The organism is Micromonospora sp. LA-10, assembly GCF_051853095.1.
Taxonomy (GTDB): Bacteria; Actinomycetota; Actinomycetes; order Mycobacteriales; family Micromonosporaceae; genus Micromonospora; species Micromonospora echinospora_A.
Genome location: NZ_CP195710.1, coordinates 5,447,483 through 5,468,340, shown reverse-complemented (window position 1 = coordinate 5,468,340; position 20,858 = coordinate 5,447,483). Strand labels below are relative to the sequence as shown.

The 20,858-nt window shown below is 73.7% G+C and carries 17 protein-coding genes; 10 read left to right on the top strand and 7 right to left on the bottom strand.

Annotated features, from left to right (window positions below):
• Positions 1 to 8 precede the first annotated feature (8 nt).
• The 5 genes from ACSDG8_RS25820 (at position 9) to ACSDG8_RS25800 (ending at position 6,948) form a co-directional block, all read left to right on the top strand.
• Entirely contained in the window at positions 9 to 1,811 is a 1,803-nt protein-coding gene (locus tag ACSDG8_RS25820) for an AMP-dependent synthetase/ligase (RefSeq protein ID WP_210897092.1), read from the top strand.
• Between the two features lie 14 nt (positions 1,812 to 1,825).
• A complete protein-coding gene (locus tag ACSDG8_RS25815; protein WP_210942808.1) occupies positions 1,826 to 3,520 on the top strand; it encodes a sensor histidine kinase in 1,695 nt (564 codons plus the stop codon).
• Positions 3,521 to 3,527: 7 nt separating this feature from the next.
• Complete coding sequence (locus ACSDG8_RS25810) at positions 3,528 to 4,196, top strand: response regulator transcription factor (protein WP_013287678.1); 669 nt, start codon at positions 3,528 to 3,530, stop codon at positions 4,194 to 4,196.
• Positions 4,197 to 4,391: 195 nt separating this feature from the next.
• Entirely contained in the window at positions 4,392 to 5,204 is an 813-nt protein-coding gene (locus ACSDG8_RS25805) for an SAM-dependent methyltransferase (RefSeq protein ID WP_210897096.1), read from the top strand.
• Complete coding sequence (locus ACSDG8_RS25800; RefSeq protein WP_210897098.1) at positions 5,197 to 6,948, top strand: putative bifunctional diguanylate cyclase/phosphodiesterase; 1,752 nt, start codon at positions 5,197 to 5,199, stop codon at positions 6,946 to 6,948. The genes ACSDG8_RS25805 and ACSDG8_RS25800 overlap by 8 nt, the downstream gene beginning before the upstream one ends.
• A gap of 43 nt (positions 6,949 to 6,991) precedes the next feature.
• Here ACSDG8_RS25800 and ACSDG8_RS25795 read toward each other — a convergent pair whose 3' ends face one another.
• The 4 genes from ACSDG8_RS25795 to ACSDG8_RS25780 form a co-directional block, all read right to left on the bottom strand.
• Positions 6,992 to 8,116 (bottom strand): glycosyltransferase family 4 protein, encoded by a 1,125-nt coding sequence (locus tag ACSDG8_RS25795; RefSeq protein WP_210897100.1) that lies wholly within the window; start codon positions 8,114 to 8,116, stop codon positions 6,992 to 6,994.
• Positions 8,113 to 9,372 (bottom strand): M48 family metallopeptidase, encoded by a 1,260-nt coding sequence (locus ACSDG8_RS25790; protein ID WP_210897102.1) that lies wholly within the window; start codon positions 9,370 to 9,372, stop codon positions 8,113 to 8,115. Before ACSDG8_RS25790 ends, ACSDG8_RS25795 begins: the two co-directional genes overlap by 4 nt.
• Before the next feature lie 353 nt (positions 9,373 to 9,725).
• Complete coding sequence (locus tag ACSDG8_RS25785) at positions 9,726 to 9,959, bottom strand: hypothetical protein (RefSeq protein ID WP_210897104.1); 234 nt, start codon at positions 9,957 to 9,959, stop codon at positions 9,726 to 9,728.
• Between the two features lie 216 nt (positions 9,960 to 10,175).
• On the bottom strand, positions 10,176 to 11,576 hold the full coding sequence (locus ACSDG8_RS25780) for an NYN domain-containing protein (protein WP_210897106.1): 1,401 nt from the start codon (positions 11,574 to 11,576) through the stop codon (positions 10,176 to 10,178).
• 127 nt (positions 11,577 to 11,703) lie between these two features.
• Between ACSDG8_RS25780 and ACSDG8_RS25775 the strand changes: the two genes are divergently transcribed.
• The 5 genes from ACSDG8_RS25775 (at position 11,704) to ACSDG8_RS25755 (ending at position 17,173) form a co-directional block, all read left to right on the top strand.
• The gene (locus tag ACSDG8_RS25775; RefSeq protein ID WP_210897108.1) at positions 11,704 to 13,461 is read left to right on the top strand and encodes a DEDD exonuclease domain-containing protein; all 1,758 of its coding nucleotides are present in this window, start codon (positions 11,704 to 11,706) and stop codon (positions 13,459 to 13,461) included.
• A gap of 129 nt (positions 13,462 to 13,590) precedes the next feature.
• Positions 13,591 to 15,378 (top strand): RelA/SpoT family protein, encoded by a 1,788-nt coding sequence (locus ACSDG8_RS25770; RefSeq protein WP_210897110.1) that lies wholly within the window; start codon positions 13,591 to 13,593, stop codon positions 15,376 to 15,378.
• 49 nt (positions 15,379 to 15,427) lie between these two features.
• On the top strand, positions 15,428 to 15,955 hold the full coding sequence (locus tag ACSDG8_RS25765) for an NUDIX hydrolase (RefSeq protein ID WP_210897112.1): 528 nt from the start codon (positions 15,428 to 15,430) through the stop codon (positions 15,953 to 15,955).
• Positions 15,952 to 16,833, top strand: coding sequence for a nucleotidyltransferase family protein (locus ACSDG8_RS25760; protein WP_307856191.1), 882 nt, complete (start codon positions 15,952 to 15,954; stop codon positions 16,831 to 16,833). The genes ACSDG8_RS25765 and ACSDG8_RS25760 overlap by 4 nt, the downstream gene beginning before the upstream one ends.
• A 52-nt stretch (positions 16,834 to 16,885) precedes the next feature.
• Positions 16,886 to 17,173: an Lrp/AsnC family transcriptional regulator gene (locus tag ACSDG8_RS25755; protein WP_043329379.1), complete on the top strand. Its 288-nt coding sequence runs from the start codon at positions 16,886 to 16,888 to the stop codon at positions 17,171 to 17,173.
• A gap of 61 nt (positions 17,174 to 17,234) precedes the next feature.
• On the opposite strand, the gene ACSDG8_RS25750 is transcribed toward ACSDG8_RS25755, so the two are convergent.
• The 3 genes from ACSDG8_RS25750 to qcrA all read right to left on the bottom strand — a co-directional run bounded on the left by ACSDG8_RS25750 (position 17,235) and on the right by qcrA (position 20,827).
• Positions 17,235 to 17,900, bottom strand: a complete 666-nt coding sequence (locus ACSDG8_RS25750) for a DUF4142 domain-containing protein (RefSeq protein ID WP_210897114.1) — start codon at positions 17,898 to 17,900, stop codon at positions 17,235 to 17,237.
• A gap of 210 nt (positions 17,901 to 18,110) precedes the next feature.
• Positions 18,111 to 19,742 carry a cytochrome bc1 complex cytochrome b subunit gene (qcrB, locus tag ACSDG8_RS25745; protein ID WP_210897116.1) on the bottom strand — a complete coding sequence of 544 codons (1,632 nt, stop codon included), beginning with the start codon at positions 19,740 to 19,742 and terminating at the stop codon, positions 18,111 to 18,113.
• A complete protein-coding gene (qcrA, locus tag ACSDG8_RS25740) occupies positions 19,739 to 20,827 on the bottom strand; it encodes a cytochrome bc1 complex Rieske iron-sulfur subunit (protein WP_210897118.1) in 1,089 nt (362 codons plus the stop codon). The genes qcrB and qcrA overlap by 4 nt, the downstream gene beginning before the upstream one ends.
• Positions 20,828 to 20,858: the final 31 nt, after the last annotated feature.

Below are 20,858 nucleotides of genomic sequence, written 5' to 3'. Positions count from 1 at the left end.
GAGTGCAGGTGCGCGAGTTCTCCGTCCCGCCGATCGTCACCGTCGGCGACGCGGCCAACCTGACCGACCCGGTCTGGGAAAACGCCGAGGTCGCCCCCGACACCGTGCAGTTCGTCCGCCCCGGCGCGGGGACGGCGGCGCGCGAGGAGGTGACCTGCCGGCAGTTCCGCGACGAGGTGGTCGCGGTGGCCCGGGGCCTGATCGCGGCGGGCGTCTCCCCCGGCGACCGGGTCGGCCTGATGAGCCGCACCCGCTACGAGTGGACCCTGTTCGACTACGCGATCTGGGCCGCCGGCGCGGTCACCGTGCCGATCTACGAGACCTCCAGCGCCGAGCAGGCCGCCTGGATCCTCGGCGACTCCGGCGCCGTCGCCGTCGTGGTGGAGAGCACCGCGCACGCCACCCTGGTCGCCGGTGTCCGGGACCGGCTGCCCGAGCTGCGCGAGGTCTGGCAGATCGACCTGGGCGCGGTGGACGAGCTGGTCGCCGCCGGCGAGGCGGTGGACCCGGCCGAGGTCGACACGCGCCGCTCCATGCTCAAGGCCGCCGACGTCGCCACGATCATCTACACCAGCGGCACCACCGGCCGGCCCAAGGGCTGCGTGCTGACCCACCGCAACATCTACACCGACATCGCCAACGCGGTGCCGGTGCTGCCGAACCTGTTCCGCCCCGGCGCCTCGACGCTGCTGTTCCTGCCGCTCGCGCACGCCTTCGCCCGGCTCATCCAGGTCGGCGTGGTGCACGCCCGGGCCACCATGGCGCACTGCGCGGACACCAAGAACCTCGTCGCCGAGCTGCAGGACTTCAAGCCGACGTTCGTGCTCTCCGTACCCCGGGTCTTCGAGAAGGTCTACAACGGCGCGCGGCAGAAGGCCGAGGCCGACGGGAAGGGCAAGATCTTCGACCGGGCGGAGAAGGTCGCCATCGCGTGGAGCGAGGCGCAGGAGCTGCCGGGCGGTCCGGGCCTGGCGCTGCGCGCGCAGCACGCCCTCTTCGACAAGCTGGTCTACGGCAAGCTGCGGGCGGCGATGGGCGGCCGGTGCCGCGACGCCATCTCCGGCGGCGCGCCGCTGGGCGCGCGGCTCGGGCACTTCTTCCGCGGCATCGGCGTGACCATCTGCGAGGGGTACGGCCTGACCGAGACCTCCCCGGCCGCCGCCGCCAACCTGCCCACCGGCACCCGGATGGGCACCGTCGGCCGCCCGCTGCCCGGCGTCACCATCCGCATCGACGACGACGGCGAGGTCCTCATCGCCGGCGACATCGTCTTCCAGGGCTACTGGCACAACGAGTCGGCCACCGCCGAGGCGATCAGCGCCGACGGCTGGTTCCGCACCGGCGACCTCGGGCACCTCGACGACGACGGCTACCTGAGCATCACCGGCCGCAAGAAGGAGATCATCGTGACCGCCGGCGGCAAGAACGTCGCCCCGGCGGTGCTGGAGGACCAGGTCCGGGCGCACCCGCTGATCAGCCAGTGCGTGGTGGTCGGCGACCGGCAGCCGTTCATCGCCGCGCTCGTCACCATCGACGAGGAGGCGCTGCCGAAGTGGCTCGCCGGGCACGGCCGCCCGGAGACCACGAGCATCGCCGAGCTGCGCGAGGACGCCGCGCTGCGCGCCGAGGTGCAGGGCGCGATCGACCAGGCCAACCAGGCGGTCTCCAAGGCCGAGGCGATCAAGGTGTTCCGGATCCTGCCGCAGGACTTCACCGAGACCACCGGCGAGCTGACCCCGTCGCTGAAGGTCAAGCGGCAGGTCGTGCACAAGACGTACGCCTCGGAGATCGCGGACATCTACCAACGCTGACTACGATCCGTCACGTGCCCGCCTCCACATCCGGTCAGCCGCAGACGCAGTCCCTCGCGGTCGCGGCCCGCGCGGTCCTCCTCGCGCTGGTCGCCGCCCTGACCCTGTTCGCCACCCGCGACGCCGCCCAGCTCTGGTGGATCGCCCTGCTGGGCGTCGCCGGGCTGCCCGCCGTGCTCGCCCCGCAGCACCGGCTGCTCGCCTCGATCAGCCGGTTCGCCGAGGTGGTGGTGCTCGGGCTGGCCGCCAGCCAGGTCGCCGCCGACACCCATCTCACCGGTGTCACCGGCGGGGTGGGCGCCTCGGCGGTGCTGCCGTACCTCGCCGTGCCGGTCACCGTGACCGCGCTGAGCCGCCGGTTCCGCGAGGGCGCCGCGCTGCTCGTGGTGGCGGCGGCGACGCTCGTGGCGAGCGCCGCGTTCACCCAGGTCGACGGCGGCGCGCAGCTCGGTCAGGTCGGCTACCTGGCGGTCTGCGCCCAGTGGCTGATCCTGGCCGGTCTCGGCCTCTACACCGCCGGCACGCTCCAGCGCGTGATGCGGGTCCGCGGCGAGAGCAAACCCCAGCCGTACGCCGAGGCGACCCGGCTGCTCACCCAGCTGCGCACCGTGGCCCGGCAGCTGCCCGGCGCCACGCTCGACCCGGGCGGCATCTCCGAGCACCTGCTGGAGGAGCTGCGCGTGGTGGCGAAGACCGACCGCGGCGCGGTGCTCTCCGCCAGCGGCGGCGGCCGGCTGGTCGTGCTGGCCCAGATCGGCGCGGACCGGGTCGACTGGGAGACCACGCTCGACGCCGACTCGGCCATCGCCGACGCCTGGGCCAGCCAGCAGCCGACCGTCTCGTCCCGCTCGCAGGCCCGGTCCCGGCACTCCGGAGAGGTCTCCGCGCTGATCGTGCCGCTGGTGGCCGGCGTACGCACCGTCGGCCTGGTGGTGATCGAGGCGGACACCGCCGCCGCGTACCCGCCGCCGGTGGTGTCCCGGGTGACGGCGCTGACCGGCCCGGCGGCGCTGCGGCTGGAGGCGGCGCTGCTCTTCGACGAGGTGCGCTCGCTGGCGACGAACGAGGAGCGGCAGCGGCTGGCCCGGGAGATCCACGACGGGGTCGCCCAGGAACTCGTCATGGTCGGCTACGGCATCGACAACGCCCTGGCCACCGTGCACGAGGACGCCGACGAGACCGCCGACTCGCTGCGCACGCTGCGCCAGGAGGTGACCCGGGTGATCACCGAGCTGCGGCTGAGCCTGTTCGAGCTGCGCAGCGAGGTGGACCGGCACGGTGGCCTGGCCGCCGCCATCGCCGAGTACGCCCGCACCGTCGGCGCCTCCGGCGGCCTGCGGGTGCACCTGTCGCTCGACGAGTCCACCGCCCGGCTGCCCGCCGCCACCGAGGCCGAGTTGCTGCGCATCGCGCAGGAGGCGGTGACGAACGCCCGCAAGCACGCCGGCGCGTCGAACCTCTGGGTCACGTGCGAGGTGGATCCCCCGTACACCCGAATCGAAGTGTCGGATGACGGTCACGGCATCGGTGACCAGCGCCCGGACGGGCACTATGGCCTTGCGATCATGGCGGAGAGGGCGGAACGTATCCGAGGCCGGTTGGAGATCAGGCCACGTCAACCCAGTGGGACGACAGTGGCCGTGGTGCTCGGCTCGTCGCCCCGGCGCGATAAGGTGCGCGGCAGCGCCGCAGCAGCAGAAGGGGAGTAACCCGAGGATGACCAGCAGTCCGACACCGGCCACCCGTACCAAGGTTCTCCTAGTCGACGACCACGACCTCATCCGCAAGGGCCTGCGGCACGCCTTCGAGCGTGACCGCCAGTTCGAGGTCGTGGGCGAGGCCGCCACCGCCGCGGAGGGCGTGCGCCAGGCCGGCGCGCTCCAGCCCGACGTGGTGATCATGGACTTGCGCCTGCCCGACGGCAGCGGCCTGGAGGCCACCCGCGCCCTGCGCAAGTCCAGCGCGTCGATGGGCATCGTCGTGCTCACCATGTACGCCGGCGACGACCAGCTCTTCGGCGCCCTGGAGGCCGGCGCGAGCGCCTTCGTGCCGAAGACCGCGCCGGCCGACGAGGTGGTCGCCGCCGCCCGGCACGCCGCCTCCTCCCCCAGCGCGTTCACCGCCGCCGACCTGGCCGAGGCGATGAAGCGCCGGCTGGCCCCGTCCGGCCCGCAGCTGTCCCCCCGCGAGGGCCAGGTGCTGCGGCTGCTCGCCGACGGCATGAGCGTGGCCGGCATCGCCAAGCAGCTGTTCGTCAGCGAGTCGACCGCCAAGACCCACATCTCCAAGCTCTACGAGAAGCTGGGCGCGGCCAACCGGGCGCAGGCGCTGATGACCGCGCTGCGGCTGGGCCTGCTCGAGGCCCCGGACGCGCCCAAGTTCTGAGGCACACCGCCGGAAGAGGCCCCGTCCGCACGGACGCGGGCCTCTTCGGCGTCGCGGGTGCGGCCGACCGCGCACGGTGAACAGCCGGACGCAAAGCGACGACGGTCTTTGCACCACGACGGCGGAGGGGCAGAATACCCGGGTGATCCGCGCGGCGGTGACGGCCGCGCGTCGTCGACACCCGAGGGGCAGGACATGCAGCGGCCGGACTGGGCACCCGAGACGATCGACATCGAACGCCCCAGCGTCGCCCGCATGTACGACTACTACCTCGGCGGCTCGCACAACTTCGCCGCCGACCGGGCCGCCGCCCGGGCGATGGTCGAGGCGGTGCCGGAGGCCCCGCTGATGGCCCAGGCCAACCGCGCGTTCCTGCGCCGGGCGGTGCAGTACCTCGCCGGGACCGGCATCCGCCAGTTCCTCGACATCGGCTCCGGCATCCCCACCGTCGGCAACGTGCACGAGATCGCCCAGCGCATCGACCCGGAGTCGCGCGTCGTCTACGTCGACGTGGACCCGGTGGCGGTGGCGCACAGCCAGGAGATCCTGGCCGGCAACGATCGCGCCGTGGTGCTCCAGGAGGACCTGCGCCGCCCCGAGGCGATCCTGGCCCATCCGGAGGTCACCCGGCTGCTGGACTTCAGCCGGCCGGTCGCGGTGATGATCGTGGCGGTGCTGCACTTCATCCCGGACACCGACCGCCCCGAGGAGATCCTGCGGACGCTGCGCGCGGCGCTCGCGCCCGGCAGCCACCTGGTGCTCTCCCAGGCCAGCGACGACGGCCGCGCCGGCACCGGCGAGCGGGCCGAGGCGGAGCGGGTCTACCGGCGCACCGACAGCCAGCTCTGGATCCGCAGCCGCGGCGAGCTGGCCGCGCTCTTCGACGGCTTCGAGCTGGTCGACCCGGGCGTGGTGTGGGTGCCGCAGTGGCGGCCGGACTCCCCCGACCAGGCCGAGAACGCCGAGCGGGCGGTCTTCATGGGCGGCGTCGGGCGGCTCGGTGGGTGACGACGCGACCCGCTGCCGGCCCGGCGTGTTCGCCCGGGCCTGGGCGAAGGCCGTCTCCGGGACCAGCTACCTGCCGATGACGCAGACGCAGCTGGAGGAGATGCTGCAACGGCTCACCGAACGGCTGGCCCAGGCGCTGCGGGCCGAGCCGTTCGACCTGCGGATCGGCCAGCAGGTCGGCGCGGAACTGGTGCACGCCCACATCGCCTCCGCCGAAGGGCTGGGCCGCACCGTCGAGGTGATCCAGCTGCGCCTGGTCCGCGACCTCGACCTTGTCGTCGACGACGTCGAGGACCGGATGGCGCGGCTGCTCGCCACCGTCGCCACCGGGTACGCCCGCGCGCTGCGCGACCGCACGCTCGACGAGCAGGAGTCCATCCGCCGGGCCGCCATGATCGCCCGGGCGCACGCGGAACGGGCGCTGCGCGACAGCGAGGCCCGGTTCCGGCACCAGGCCACCCACGACCCGCTCACCGGCCTGCCCAACCGCACGCTGTTCACCGAGCGGCTGGCCGCCGCGATCACCCGGGGCGCCGACCGGGTCGGCGTCTGCTTCCTCGACCTGGACCGGTTCAAGGTCGTCAACGACTCCCTCGGCCACCAGGTCGGCGACTCGCTGCTGGTGGCGGTGGCGCAGCGGCTGCACGAGGCGCTCGGCGAGCATCTGGTGGCCCGGCTCGGTGGCGACGAGTTCGTGATCCTGATCGAGCGCACGACCGGCACCGACGACGCGGTGCGGGTCGCCGAGGCGGCGCTGGCCGCGGTACGCGAGCCGGCGCTCGTCGACGGCCACGAGCTGACCGTCTCGGCGAGCATCGGCATCGTGGAACGCCCGGTCGCGGGCACCTCCCCGATGGAGCTGATGCGGGCGGCCGACAGCACGCTGCACTGGGCCAAGGCCGCCGGCGGGGCCCGCTGGTCGCTGTTCGACGCCGACCGCAACCGCCGCGACCTGGCCCGGTACGCGCTGTCCGCGGCGATCCCCGCCGCGCTGGACCGGGGCGAGTTCTACCTCGACTACCAGCCGCTGACGTCCCTGCGCGACGGGCGGGTGCTCGGCATGGAGGCGCTGGTGCGCTGGCGCCACCCCGAGCTGGGTGTGCTGCGGCCGGACAGCTTCATCCCGCTGGCCGAGGAGACCGGGCTGATCGTCCCGCTCGGCAGCTGGGTGCTGGCCGAGGCGTGCCGCGAGGCGGGCACCTGGTCGGCGGTCGACGGCGACGCGCCGTTCGTCAGCGTCAACCTCGCCGTACGCCAGTTGCACCGGGCCGACCTGGTGCCCGAAGTACGCGGCGTGCTCGGCCGCACCGGCCTGCCGCCACGCCGGCTGCAACTGGAGATCACCGAGAGCACCATGATGAGCACCGTGGTCGAGCCGGTGCGGGCGCTGCGGGTGCTCGGTGACCTGGGCGTGCGGGTCGCCATCGACGACTTCGGCACCGGCTACTGCAACCTCGCGTACCTGCGGGACCTGCCGGTCGACGAGCTGAAGGTGGCCGGCGAGTTCGTCACCGGCCTGCGCGCGCCGGACAGCGGCACCGACGAGCGGATCCTCGCCTCGCTCGTCTCGCTGGCGCACGCGCTGGGCCTGACCGTCACCGCCGAGGGCGTGGAGACGGCCGACCAGGCCGACCGGCTGCGCGCGATCGGCTGCGACGCCGGGCAGGGCTGGCACTTCGGCCGCCCCGGCCCGGCAGCGCCACACCTGGGCCGGATGCCCGTGCACGTCGAAGCCGTCTCCTGAGGCGGACCGGCCGCCGTGCCGGAGCCACTGCCGGGGGCGGTGGTCAGCCGGCCAGCAGCGCGGCCATCCGCTGCGCCTGCGTCTCCCAGCGCCACTCCCGCTCCACCCAGGCCCGGCCGGCCGCGCCGAACTGCTGGGCCAGGTCCCGGTCGGCGAGCAGCGTGGCCACCCGGTCGGCGATCTGGGCCACGTCCCGGCCGCCGACCACGAACCCGGTCTCGCCGTCGCGGACCGCGTCCGGCGCGCCCCCGGAGTCGCCGGCCACCACCGGCAGCCCGGTGGCCCCCGCCTCCAGGTAGACGATCCCGAGGCCCTCCACGTCCAGGCCCCGGTTGCGGGTGCGGCAGGGCATCGCGTAGACGTCACCGGCCGCGTAGTGGGCGGGCAGCGCCTCCGACGGCACCGAGCCGGTGAACACCACGTCGTGTTCCAGCCCGGTCTGCCGGGCCAGCTTCTCCAGCGTCGAGCGGTACGGCCCGCCGCCGACCACCAGCAGCGCGGCGCCGGGCACCCGGCGGCGAATCTCCGGCAGCGCGCGGATCAGCATGTCCTGGCCCTTGCGGGGCACCAGCCGCGACACGCACACCACCACCGGCCGGTCGGCCAGCCCGAGCCGCTCGCGGACCTTCGTGCCGTCGACCTCCGGGTGGTAGGTCTCCACGTCCACGCCGGGCGCGAGCCGGCGCAGCTCGGTCAGCCCGTCCAGCACGCGGGCCAGCCGCGTCCGCGTGTACTCGCCGAGGTAGGTGGTCACGTCCACGCCCTTGCCGATGCGGCGCAGCGCCGAGCGGGCGCCTGGCAGCGCCGCCCATCCGACCTCGTGCCCGTGCGTCAGCGCCACCGCCCGGCGGATCCCGGCCCGCCGCCGCAGGCCCGTCGCGAGCAGCCCCAGCGGGGCCGCCGCGCCGAACCAGACCGTGTCGCAGTCGTACGCGCGGGCCAGCCGCGCCGCCCGCCGGGCGATCAGCGGCGTGGGCAGCAGCACCCGGGTCCGTTCCCGGACGACCTCGAACGGCTGGTCGGCGTCGAACTTCTCCGCCCCGCGCCAGCTCGACGCGTAGACCACCACCGAGCCGGACGGCTGGCGTACCGCGAGGTTGTGCACGAACGACTGGATGCCGCCGGGGCGCGGCGGGAAGTCGTTGGTGATCAGCAAGGTGCGGCTCATCGGCCGGACTCCCTGGCGTAGGCGCGGGCGGCGGCCATCCGCTCCACGGTGGACGGGTGGGTCGCCGACCAGAGGTGCTCCCAGCGCGGCGGGTCGGGATCGGCCAGGTTGACCCCGGCCAGCCGGCGCTGCATCGCCTCGAACGTCGCCGGGTCACCGGTGAGCGCCAGCGCGTGCGCGTCGGCCCGCGACTCGATCCGGCGCGAGACCAGCGCCTGCACCGGCGTGGTGAGCAGCCCGGCCACCGTGACCAGCGCGATCAGCAGCGGGAACGCGCGCGGCTGGGCGATCGAGTCGACGCCGGCGAGTCGCAGCAGCGGCGTCCAGGAGCCGATCAGGTAGAGCGCCACCACCGCGGCGGCGGCGCCGAGCGCGCCGAGCAGCGTGCCGGTCCACACGTCCCGGTCCTTTGCGTGCCCCAGCTCGTGGGCGACCACGCTCGTCACCTCCGCCGGTTCCGCCTCACGCAGCAGCGTGTCGTAGACGACCACCCGCCGCGTCGGCCCGAGCCCGGAGACGTACGCGTTCACCGCCCGGGTGCGCCGGGACGCGTCGGCGACGAGCACGTCGCGCACCGGTACGCCGTCGCGGGCCGCCATCGCGGTCAGCTCGCTGCGCAGCGGGCCCGGCTCCATCGGGGTGAACCGGTTGAACACCGGCTCGACGAGCACCGGCAGCACGAAGGACAGCACCACCACCAGGGCCGCCGCGCCGGCCGCGCCGAACGCCCACCACCAGCGCGGGGCCAGCCGGATCACGGTGTAGAAGCCGAGCAGCACCAGCGCGCCGATCACCGCGCTCACCGCGTACGACTTGAGCAGGTCGACCGTCCAGCCGCCCCAGCTCTGGGTGCTCAGCCCGTAGCGGACCAGCACGGTGCGCCGCCAGGCCGCGAAGGGCAGGGTGAGCAGGTCGGCGAGGAACATGACGGCCAGCCCGCCGAGCACGGCCTGCGCGATCCAGTGCCCGCCGAAGGGCCGGCCGGCCAGTTCGACCAGGCGCCCGCCCAGCGGGGTGAGGCCGAGCAGCAGCGCCACCACCAGCCCGACCGCCAGCGCCGACCAGGCCGCCGGGCGCAGCGCGCCGTGGAACGCGCGGCCCCGGGCCACCTGCTCGGCCGGTAGCTCCCGCAGCGCCGCCAGCTGGTCGGCTCGCGGCGCGGGCGGCCGGCTCCACGGCACCAGCAGCGCCGTCGCCACGAGCAGCGCCACCGCCAGGCCGGCCAGGGTCAGCAGGGCCCACGCGCGCGGAGTCACCGCCCCGCCTCGCCGTCGTGCCCGGTCCGCGTCATGCCGTCCCCTCCCGCCGTGACCGCTCATCCTATTGCCCGGCGCGCGCTCGGGCCGGCGTGCCCGAGGACCGTCCCTACCGCGCGGCCCGGCATCTGCTCCGGCCCAGCTAGGGCACGGCTCCCGGCCCGGTCCACGGGACGCGGCGTCGCTCGGGCACAGCTACCGCACGGCTTCCGGCCCGGTCCACGCGGCCCGGTGCCGCTGAGGCCCAGCCACGGCACGGCCCCGGCCCGGTCCACGCGACCCGGCGTCGCTCACGGCACAGCTACGGCACGGCCCCGGCCCGGTCCCCGGGCAGCGGACAGGCGGCGGGAACGTCAGGCGATCCGGCGGCGGCCGGTGCGGCGGGGTGCCGGCGCCCGTCTCGGAGCCGGCGCCACGGCGGGCGCGGGTGGCAGCACCTCGACCTCGAACCCGGCCCGCGCGAACACCTCGATCGCCCGGTGCTCGGCCGGGCCCAGGTCGGCCGGGTCGGAGTCGAGCAGTGCGGTCACCAGGCAGCCGGAGCAGCCGGCGCCGCGGTTGCCGCAGGTGTCGCAGTCGATGAGCATCAACGCCTCCTGACGGGTCGCCGGTGGCGCTCGGGGAAGGGGCCACCACCGTCGGTCACCAGAACGCTAACGCTCGGGTACGACAGAACCGGACAACGAGGCAGCACCCGCCGCGAACCCGAACCAGTACGCCGAAGTGGCGCGATCAGCACGCGCCCGACCCCGCCACCTCCCCGACCTGCAGTCGATCAAGCAAGGAACGCGACGCGGCGAAGGTCAGGAACGCGCCAGGCGCCGCAGCAGCGAGTCGGCGCCCAGCGGGTACGCGCCGTGCCGGCGTACCCCGTCGGCGACCTCGCGGTCGGAGGAGACCACCACCACCGGCCGCCCGGCCGGCTCGGCGCGGACCAGCCGGCGGATCAGCTCGTCGGCGGTCTCGCCCTTGCGGGAGAACAGCACCCGCACGCCGCGCGGCGCCGGGGGCAGGCCGTGCATCCGCTCCGCGCCGTCGAAGACCACTGTGACCTCGTCCCCGGTCTGCGCGGCGATCCCGCCCAGCCCGGTGATCAGCCGCTTGCGCTGCTGCTCCAGCGACATCTCGCCGAAGCCGCGCTTGGTGACGTTGTAGCCGTCCACCACCAGGTGCGCCCGGGGCAGCGCGAGGAGTTGGTCGAGGCGGGCCGGGTCGTCGGTGTCGCGGGCCCGCGTCGACGGCCCGGCCGCCGCGGCGCCCGGCTGCTCGGCGAACGCGTCGGCGACGAAGTCGGCCGGTAGCTTGTCCACCGGGTCGAGCGCCAGTTCCCGGCGCAGCCCCACGGCGGCCTGACCGATGGTCTCCAGCAGCAGCCACAGCCGCGCGTCGTCGACCGAGCGGGCCTCCTTGGCGCTGGCCCGGGCCACGCCGGCGGCGGCCTCCGCCTCGGCCAGCCGGGCCCGGGCGCGGCGCAGCTCGGCGTCCGCGTCGGCGGCGGCGCGGGCCGCCCGGCCGCGCTCGGTGGCGAGCAGTTCGGTGGCCTTGCGCTCGCGGGCCTGGGTCTCCCGCAGGGTACGTGTCAACTGGCGGGCCTCCTCGCGGAGCTGACCCAGCTCCTCCCGGACCCGGGCCAGCTCGTCGCGCAGCTTCTCCGCCTCCACCCGGGCCACCGCCCGGTCGTGCTCGGCGCGGGCGGCCCGCTGCTCGGCCTCGCGGACCAGTTCGGCCACGACCGCGCTGTCGGCCTCGGCGCGTACCGCCTCGCCGCTGGCCTCGATCAGTTCCCGCCAGCCGCGGGGCCGGGCCAGGTAGGCCAGGGCGGCCACCTCGACCGGGTCGGCGGCGGCCGGGGCGGTGCCCTCCACCACAGCCGCGCCGAGGTCGCCGGCGTCGGCCAGCACCCGGGCGGTGATCCGCTGCCGGAACAGCGGGTCGGCGGTGAGCTGGGCGGCGATCGCGGGCGCGCCGAGGCGGGCGCGGCGGTTCGGGGCGAACTTGGCGACTCGCCGCAGCGGCACCGGCACCTCGTCGGCGGGCAGGCCGGGCAGCACGGCGGCGGTGAGCGTCACGATCCGCTGCCGGACCGGCTCGGGCAGGGTCGGCTCGGGCTCGACCGGGGTCGGGGCGTCCTCACCTGCACCGGGCACGCCGACCACCGGCTCCTCCGCGGAGGAGTGGTCGTCGTGCGGCTCGGTAAGGGGCATGAGGCAAGTCTCCCACCCCGAACGGGCCCACCGCCCGGTGAGTGAGCCGATCTCTCATCGTACCCCCGTGGTATCTCCTGGGGCCGCAGTGACGGGAGTGTCGGACCGTGCCGCTAGCGTCCCGCGGGTGACACGAGCGGAGTTCGTCCAGGAGTCGCTGGCCGGCCTGGACACTGCGGCGGGCAGCGGGGTGGACCCGGCGCTGCCGCTCTACGCGACCACCTTCGTGGTGGTCGACCTGGAGACCACCGGCGGCGCGCCGGACGGCGGCGGGATCACCGAGATCGGCGCGGTGAAGGTGCGCGGCGGCGAGGAGCTGGGCGTGCTCGCCACGCTGGTCAACCCGGGCGTGCCGATCCCGCCGTTCATCACCGTGCTGACCGGCATCACCCAGGCCATGCTGCTGCCCGCCCCGCCGATCGAGCAGGTGCTGCCGAGCTTCCTGGAGTTCGTCACCGACGCTGTGCTGGTGGCCCACAACGCGCCGTACGACGTGGGGTTCCTCAAGGCGGCCTGCGCGAAGCACGGCTACCGCTGGCCCAACCCCCGGGTGCTGGACACGGCCGCGCTGGCCCGGCGGGTGCTCACCCGCGACGAGGTGCCCAACCGCAAGCTGGGCACGCTCGCCGCCTACTTCCGCACCGCGACCCAGCCCACGCACCGGGCGCTGGACGACGCCAAGGCCACCGTCGACGTGCTGCACGGGCTGATCGGCCGCCTCGGCGGGCACCGGGTCGACACCGTCGGCGAGGCGATCGAGTTCGCCCGCGCGGTCACCCCCACCCAGCGCCGCAAGCGGCACCTCGCCGACGGGCTGCCCAAGGTGCCGGGCGTCTACATCTTCCGGGCCGCCGACGACCGGCCGCTCTACGTCGGCACGTCCGGCGACATCGCCACCCGGGTGCGCAGCTACTTCACCGCCGCGGAGAAGCGGGCCCGGATCTCCGAGATGCTCGCCGCCGCCGAGCGCGTGGAGGCGGTCGAGTGCGCCCACTCGCTGGAGGCGGAGGTCCGCGAGCTGCGGCTGATCGCGGCGCACGCGCCGCCGTACAACCGCCGGTCGAAGTATCCGGAGCGCCAGGTGTGGCTGAAGCTCACCGACGAGGCGTACCCCCGGTTGTCGATCGTGCGCGACATCGCGCCGACCGACACGGCCTACCTGGGGCCGTTCCGGTCCCGGCAGGCCGCCGAGCTGGCCGCCGCCGGTTTCCACGACGCGGTGCCGCTGCGCCAGTGCACCCACCGGCTGTCCCGGCGCACGACCATGCCCGCGTGCGCGCTGGCCGAGCTGGGTCGCTGCCCGGCGCCCTGCGAGCACAAGATCACCCCGGAGGAGTACGACGACGCAGCGGCGACGCCGTTTCGCACCGCCACCCGCGACGACCCCGGTGTGGTGGTGGACGCGCTGCTCGACCGCATCGAGGTGCTGTCGGCCGCCCAGCGCTACGAGGAGGCGGCCGTGGTCCGCGGCCGGCTGGTGGCGGTGCTGCGCGCGGCGGTCCGGATGCAGCGGCTGGCCGCGCTGACCGGCATCGAAGAGCTGGCCGCCGCCCGCCCGGCGGCCCGGGGCGGCTGGGAGCTGGCGCTGGTCCGGCACGGCCGGCTCGCGGGGGCGGGGGTGTCCCCGCCGGGTGTCCACCCGCGACCGACGATCGCCGCGATCCGGGCCACCGCCGAGACGGTGCTGCCCGGGCACGGGCCGGTGCCGTCCGCGACCGCCGAGGAGACCGAGCGGATCCTGTCCTGGTTGGAGCGACCGGAGACCCGCCTGGTCGAGACGACCGCCGGATGGGCCTCGCCGGTGGCCGGGGCGGGGCGTTTCCGTGACCTGCTGGCGAAGGCGGAGAGCGGCGGATCGCACAAAGTCTCGACCGAACGCTCATGACCAACTGACCGATCGGACTACCTCGGCTCCCTTAGTCTGTTAAAGGAGTGCAGACCTGCCCGATTCGCGGGCTCTGCTCCCGGCCGCCGGTTCCCGGCGGCCGAGGGCCGGGGTGAGGAGGTGTCCCAGGTGGACGTCGACGCCGGACACGGCGCCGCCCTGGGTGGCGCGCTTCCAGCCCAGGGCGAACTACCGCTCACCCGCCGCCTGCGTTCCCTGCTCACCTGGCCGACCGCCGACGGTGACCCGGTCACCACACTGGTCCGCGCCCACCGGGGCATCCACGCGAGCGCCGACGCCTCGGTGCTGCGCCGCGCCTACACGATCGCCGAGAACATGCACCGCGGTCAGTTCCGCAAGAGCGGTGAGCCGTACATCACGCACCCGCTTGCGGTGGCGCAGATCTGCGCCGACCTCGGCATGGACACCATCACGCTGGTCGCCGCGCTGCTGCACGACACGGTGGAGGACACCCGCTACACGCTTCAGGCGCTCCAGGAGGACTTCGGCCGCGAGGTCGCCCACCTGGTCGACGGGGTGACGAAGTTCGACAAGGCGTTCTACGGCAAGGCCGCCGAGGCGGAGACCGTCCGCAAGATGATCGTGGCGGCCGGCAAGGACGTCCGGGTCCTGGTGATCAAGCTGGCCGACCGGCTGCACAACATGCGCACGCTCGGGGTCCGCTCGGCCGCCTCCCGGGAGCGGATCGCCCGCAAGACCCAGGAGGTCCTGGTCCCGCTCTGCGACCGGCTCGGCATCCAGACGCTCAAACGCGAGCTGGACGACGTGGTCCTGCTGCACCTGCGGCCGGAGGAGCACGCCCGGATCGCCCGCTTCGTGCACGACCGGCCCGGCTGGGACGCCTACCTCGCCGACGTGGTGGCCCGCACCCGAGTCGCGCTGCGCCGCAACCGGGTCGACGCCGACGTCTCGCCCCGCCCGCGCCACCTCTACTCGATCTGGAAGGACACCGTCGCCGGCGGCCACGCGGCTCCGTACGACCTGCCGCGTATCGCGATCGTGGTGGACGGTCCGGCGACCGACTGTTACGCCGCGCTGGGCGCCGTGCACGGGCTCTGGCGGCCGGTGCCGGGCCGGTTCAAGGACTTCATCGCCTCCCCGAAGAACAACCTCTACCGCTCCCTGCACACGAGCGTCTGCGGCCCGCAGGACCGCACGGTCGAGGTGCTGATCCGCACCACCGAGATGCACCGCTCCGCGGAGTACGGCGTGGCCGCCCACTACCGCTTCCCCCGGGCCGCGGGCCGGGCCGTCGACCGGGCGGACGAGCTGGCCTGGCTGCGCCGGGTGCTCGACTGGGAGCAGGAGACGGTCGACCCGACCCAGTTCATGGAGTCGCTGCGCTGCGACCTGTCCGAGGCGCAGATCCAGGTCGTCGCCGACGGGCGGCAGGTGGTGCTGCCGGCCGGGGCCACCCCGGTCGACCTCGCGTACGAGCTGGGCACCGAGCGCGGCGACCACTGCCTGGCGGCCCGGATCAACGGCCGGCTCGCCCCGCTCTCCTCCGAACTGGAGGAGGGCGACGTGGTGGAGATCTACACCGAGCGCGACACGGAGAGCGGCTTCGAGGCCGACACGGCTCCGCGCGGCCCGCGCCGGGAGTGGCTGGGCTTCGTCAAGTCCCCGCACGCCCAGATGCAGATCAACCGCTGGTTCGCCGAGCACACCGAGCCGGGCATCTCGATCGCCGACAAGGTACGCCTGGGCCGGGCCTCCATCGGCCTGGCGCTGCGCAAGCACAGCCGGGGTCTGGCCAGCGACCTGCCGCTGCTGCGGCTGTCCGAGGAACTGGGCTACCCCGACCTGGAGACGATGCTGGTGGCGGTCTTCGACCGCATCGTCGAGCCGGACACCGTGGTCCAGCAGTTGATCGACCTGGTCGACCACCGGCAGTAGGCGAAGCCGGTTCGCCCGCGTCCGCTCCGCGGCCACTAGCCTGGACCACATGATCCCCCGCGCGCGTGCCACCGGACGGGCCATCGGCTACCAGATCTTCTACCGGCTTCCGGTTCCGCTGCGGCGGCGGCTGGTGCGGCTGGTCGTGCCGAAGTACATCGTCGGCGCGGTCACGCTGGTCCGGGACGCGGAGGCCACCGGCGCGGGCCGGATCCTGCTGCTGCGCCAGCCGCCCGGCTACAGCTGGACGCTGCCCGCCGGGCTGCTGCAACGCGGCGAGGCCCCGGTGGTCGGCGCCGCCCGCGAGCTGTACGAGGAGTCCGGCGTCCGCCTGTCCCCCGACGCGCTGCGCCCGGCGGTGCCGAACGCGGTGGTGCACGCCAAGGGCTGGGTGGACGTGGTCTTCGAGGCGGAAGTGCCGGCGTCGAGCACCGAACTGAAGGTCGACGGCGCCGAGGTCTTCGAGGCCGCCTTCCACCCGCTGGACGACCTGCCCCGGCTCAGCCGCGCCACCGCCAACCTGCTGGGCTACTACGGCATCGGCCCGCGCGCCGGCGAGACCCCGCCGGCCGCGTGAGCACCCCGGTCCCGTACGCGGGCGCCCCGGCGGCGGGGGTCGAGGTGTGCGCGGTGGTGCTGGCCGCCGGCGAGGGCACCCGGCTGCGCCCGCTCACCGAGCGGGTGCCGAAGGCGCTCTGCCCGGTCGGCAACGTTCCGCTGCTGGACCGGGCGCTGGCCCGGCTGGCCGGACTCGGCCTGGCCGGTCCGGAACGGGTCGCGGTGAACGCCTGCTACCTGGGTGACCAGGTGGTCGCGCGGGTGGGCGACCGGGTCCACCTGTCGGTCGAGCCGGACGCCCCGCTGGGCACCGCCGGTGGTGTGGGCCGGCTGCGCGACTGGATCGCCGGCCGGGGCGTGCTGGTCGGCAACGCCGACGCGTACCTGGCCGATCCCCTGGCCCCGCCCGGGCCGGACATCGCCGCGCTGCTGGACGGCTGGGACGGGCACGGCGTACGCCTGCTCGGCCGGCCCGCCGACGACCCGGACGCCCCCGGGACCTTCGACGGCCACGAGTTCGTGGGTTTCTCGCTGCTGCCCTGGCGGCTGGTCCGCGACCTGCCGGCCACGTTCGGCGACCTGGTCCGGGCGGTGTGGCGGCCCGCGGAGGCGGCCGGCGCGCTGACGGTGGTGCCCTACCGGGGCACGTTCTACGACACCGGCACCCCGGCCGACTACCTGGACGCCAACCTGCACGCCGCCGGCCCGGACGGGCTGGTGGACCCGTCGGCGACAGTGACCGGCCGGGTCACGGCGTCGGTGGTGGGGGCGGGCGCGCGCGTGCACGGCGACGCCGACCGGTCCGTGGTGTGGCCGGGCGCGCGCGTCGCGGCCGGGGAACGCCTCCACCGGGTGATCCGGGCCGGGGGCGACCTGACCGTCCCGGCGGCGCGCTGAGGGCCGCTGGCTCTAGCATGGGCCTCGTCGCCGACGAACGGAGAACCGTCCCGTGATCACCGCGATCGTGCTGATCGACTGCGCCACCGACTCCATCCCCGAGGTGGCCGAGACCCTGGCCAACCTGCCCGGCGTCAGCGAGGTCTACTCGGTGGCCGGGCACGTCGACCTGATCGCCATGGTCCGCGTCCGGGAGTTCGAGCAGATCGCGCAGGTCATCGCCGGCAGCATCTCGAAGGTGCCGGGTGTGCTGAACACCGAGTCGCACATCGCCTTCCGCGCCTACTCCCAGCACGACCTGGAGGAGGCGTTCGCGATCGGGCTCGCGAGCGCCGACTGACACGAGCCGGTGACCGGCCCGCCCTGGTGGGCGGACCGGTCACCGTCGACCGTGCGGTACGTCAGCTCTGGCTGGGCACCGGGGTTTCCGTGGTGCCCGGAGCGGGCTCCTCGGTCTCGGTGCCGCCCGGAGCCGGCGACTCGGTGCCCGGGGACGTGGTGCCGCCCGGGCTGGGCGTGCCGCTGGCACTGGTCTGCGGAACCGGGACACCCAGCGTCTGGGCCAGGGCCACCAGCGCGTCGTAGTGCGCCTGCAGGACCGGCAGCGCGTCCTGCGCGATCTGCACCACCGACTGCTCCGAGCCCTGCGAGATCTCGGTCTGGGTGGCCTGGATGGCCTGGACGTGGCCGGCGAGCTGCGCGGTCACCCAGGCCTTGTCGAACTCGGCCCCGTTGAGGTTGTTCAACTTGTCGAGGACCTTCTGCTGGTCGGTGGTCGGGTCGGCCGGCAGCTGCACGTTGAGCTGCTGGGCGGTCGACTGCACCGTCTGGTCCAGCTGAGTGTGGTCCGTGACGAACATCTTGCCCAGGTCCTTGACCTGCTGGTTCTGGCCCTTCTGCTGGGCCAGGTTACCGGCGGTGATCTCGAACAGGTTGACCTGGTGCACCGCCTGCAGGTACTGCGTGTCCTGCGTCGACGGCTGCGCCGCGGCCTGCGCCGCGGCGGCGGGCGCCAGCCCCACGACCACCAGCGCGGCCATCAGGCCCAGGCGTTTGATTCCCAGCATCTTTCCTCCCCCATGAGACGTCGGACCGCACGGATACCCGGCTGACCGGGGTTATTCCTGCGATTCCACCCGTCCGTGTCGGGGGGCGGCGGGGACCGGTGCACCGCGCGCCGGGCGCCGGGCGGGCACAACCGGACGACAGGTGCGGAAGACGGCAGTGGCGCCCGCCGGATGATCCGGCGGGCGCCACTGTCAGTCGTACCGGGAAGGTCAGCGACGGCTCTCGCCGCTGCCGATCTCCTCCCGCTCCGGCCGGTCCTCGACCGGCGGGTGCCCCGGCGAGACCGGCGCCTCGGCCGGCTTCTCGATCGGGTAGAAGAAGCCCCGGATCGCCGGGCCGAGGGCACCGAGCCGGTTCATCTTCTTCGGCACCACCCAGCCAACGTAGTCCAGCGCCGGCGGGTGACCGTCGTGCCCCTCGGCCGAGGTGAGCGGCTGGTGGACCTCGACGAACCGGCCGTCGGGCAGCCGCTTGATGATGCCGGTCTCCACGCCGTGGGCCAGCACCTCCCGGTCGTGCTGCTGCAGACCCAGGCAGATCCGGTACGTGATGTAGTACGCGATCGGCGGCAGGATCAGCAGGCCGATCCGGCCCGCCCAGGTCATCGCGTTCAGGCTGATGTGGAACTTGTCGGCGATGACGTCGTTGGCGCCGGAGAGCGTCAGCACGATGTAGAAGGCCAGCGCCATGGCGCCCACGGCGGTCCGGGCCGGAACGTCCCGGGGCCGCTGGAGCAGGTTGTGGTGCTTGTAGTCCTTGAGGCGGCGCGCCTCCAGGAACGGGTACATCGTCGACAGGCCCACCAGGATGCCGGGTAGGACCACTGTCGGCCAGAACAGCGGTGGGATGACGTACCCGTTGCCGATCGGGATGTGGATCTCCCAGCCCGGCATGAGTCGGGTCGAGCCGTCCAGGAACATGACGTACCAGTCGGGCTGGCTGGCCGCCGAGACCACCCACGCCTCGTACGGGCCGAACAGCCAGATCGGGTTGATCTGGAACATGCCGCCCATCAGCGCGATCACGCCGAAGACGACCATGAAGAAGCCGCCCTGCTTGAGCGCGTAGCGCGGGAACATCCGCTCGCCGACCACGTTCTCGTTGGTCCGGCCGGGGCCGGGCCACTGGGTGTGCTTCTGCTTGAACACCAGGCCGAGGTGCACGCTGATCAGCGCCACCAGCAGACCCGGGACGAGCAGCACGTGGGCGATGAAGAAGCGGCTGATGATGATGGTGCCGGGGAACTCCCCGCCGAAGATCGACGAGCTGACCCAGGAACCGATCACCGGGATCGACAGGATGATCGCGGAGGCGATCCGCAGACCGGTGCCGGACAGGCCGTCGTCCGGCAGCGAGTAACCGGTGAAGCCGGCCAGGAAGCCGACCCAGAACAGCAGCGAGCCGATGATCCAGTTGGTCTCACGCGGCTTGCGGAACGCGCCGGTGAAGAACACCCGCAGCATGTGCACCACGATCGCGGCCATGAACAGCAGCGCCGCCCAGTGGTGCATCTGCCGCATGATCAGGCCACCCCGGACATCGAACGAGATGTCCAGGCTGGAGGCGTACGCGGCCGACATCGGGGTGCCCCGCAGCGGCGCATAGCTGCCGTTGTAGATGACCTCGGTCATCGTCGGCTCGAAGAAGAACGTCAGGAAGACGCCGGTCAGCAGCAGGACGATGAACGAGAAGAGCGCGATCTCGCCCAGCAGGAACGACCAGTGGTCGGGGAAGACCTTGTTCAGCAGCTTGCGCAGGGGCGTGGCCACCTGGAAGCGGTCGTCCACCGCCCGCGCGCTCTTGGCCGGCAGCGCGGCGGCATCAAACTTTCGGCGCTTCATGGCCGCTCCCAGAAGTCGGGACCGATGGTCTCGGTGTAGTCGGACTTCGCCACGAAGAAGCCCTCCTCGTCCACCTCGATCGGCAGCTGCGGCAGCGGCCGGTTCGCCGGGCCGAAGATCGGCTTGGCGTTGTCGGTGATGAGGAACTGGGACTGGTGGCAGGGGCAGAGCAGGCGGTTGGTCTGCTGCTCGTAGAGGCTGGCCGGGCAGCCGGCGTGCGTACAGATCTTGGAGTACGCGACGTAGTTGCCCCACATGTAGTCGCCGTGGCCCTTGCGCTCGTTCGCGGCGCGCGACTTCTGCGCGTCGTCCTCCCGCAGGTGGATGAGCAGGGTGGGCGAGTCGGCGTGCTTGTTGCTGACGCCGCCGTCGATGCCCGGGAACACGGTGAGCTGGCCACCGACGCTGACGTCGGCGGGGCGGATCGGACGGCCGTCCTCACGGATCAGCCGGATCTTCTTGCCGCCCTCGCCCGGCTGGAAGCCGGTGGTGAACATCTGGTTGTTCTTGTGCGGCTGCTCGATCAGGCCACCGATCAGCGGCGCGGCGGCCACCGCGCCAACCGGCGCGAGACCGGCGAGCAGCGAGATGCCGAGCAGCGGCCGGCGGCGTACGCCCATCTCGTCGGCCAGGTAGAGCATGGTCTCACCGGTGATCTTGCGACCGTCCGGGTCGTCGACCTGATCGTGCCGGTCCTGGATCGACACCTCCTTGGGCAGCAGCTTCTTGCCCCAGGTCAGGATGCCGAAGCCGATGCCGAGCAGCGCCAGGCCGAGCGTCACGCCGAGCAGCGGCGTGTAGAGCTTGTCGCCGCCGCGACCCGGCTCCCACTGCCACGGCCACCAGATGTAGACCACCAGGAAGGCGGTCGCGAAGACGCCGGTCAGCAGGAACATCAGGGCGACGGTACGGGTCAGCCGGCGCTCGGCCTTGCTGCCCGGGACCACCTGCGGCTCGTAGTGGACGATCTCGATGTCGTCCCGCCGGGCGCCCTCCTGAACGACCTCGAACCGGGAGAGCCGGGGGTCGTTCACGTCGAGCGGCTCCGGGCCACGCTGGGCCTGGTGCTCGGTGTGGGTGCTCATGCCGTCACCTCGCTACGGGTGACGCCGGGGG

Excerpts from the sequence above, each read along its gene's own strand:
- ACSDG8_RS25750 (WP_210897114.1), bottom strand. The coding sequence starts at position 17,900 with ATGCTGGGAATCAAACGCCTGGGCCTGATGGCCGCGCTGGTGGTCGTG.
- ACSDG8_RS25765 (WP_210897112.1), top strand. The coding sequence starts at position 15,428 with ATGATCCCCCGCGCGCGTGCCACCGGACGGGCCATCGGCTACCAGATC.
- ACSDG8_RS25780 (WP_210897106.1), bottom strand. The coding sequence starts at position 11,576 with ATGCCCCTTACCGAGCCGCACGACGACCACTCCTCCGCGGAGGAGCCG.
- qcrB (WP_210897116.1), bottom strand. The coding sequence starts at position 19,742 with ATGAAGCGCCGAAAGTTTGATGCCGCCGCGCTGCCGGCCAAGAGCGCG.
- qcrA (WP_210897118.1), bottom strand. The coding sequence starts at position 20,827 with ATGAGCACCCACACCGAGCACCAGGCCCAGCGTGGCCCGGAGCCGCTC.
- ACSDG8_RS25810 (WP_013287678.1), top strand. The coding sequence starts at position 3,528 with ATGACCAGCAGTCCGACACCGGCCACCCGTACCAAGGTTCTCCTAGTC.
- ACSDG8_RS25795 (WP_210897100.1), bottom strand. The coding sequence starts at position 8,116 with ATGAGCCGCACCTTGCTGATCACCAACGACTTCCCGCCGCGCCCCGGC.
- ACSDG8_RS25785 (WP_210897104.1), bottom strand. The coding sequence starts at position 9,959 with ATGCTCATCGACTGCGACACCTGCGGCAACCGCGGCGCCGGCTGCTCC.
- ACSDG8_RS25805 (WP_210897096.1), top strand. The coding sequence starts at position 4,392 with ATGCAGCGGCCGGACTGGGCACCCGAGACGATCGACATCGAACGCCCC.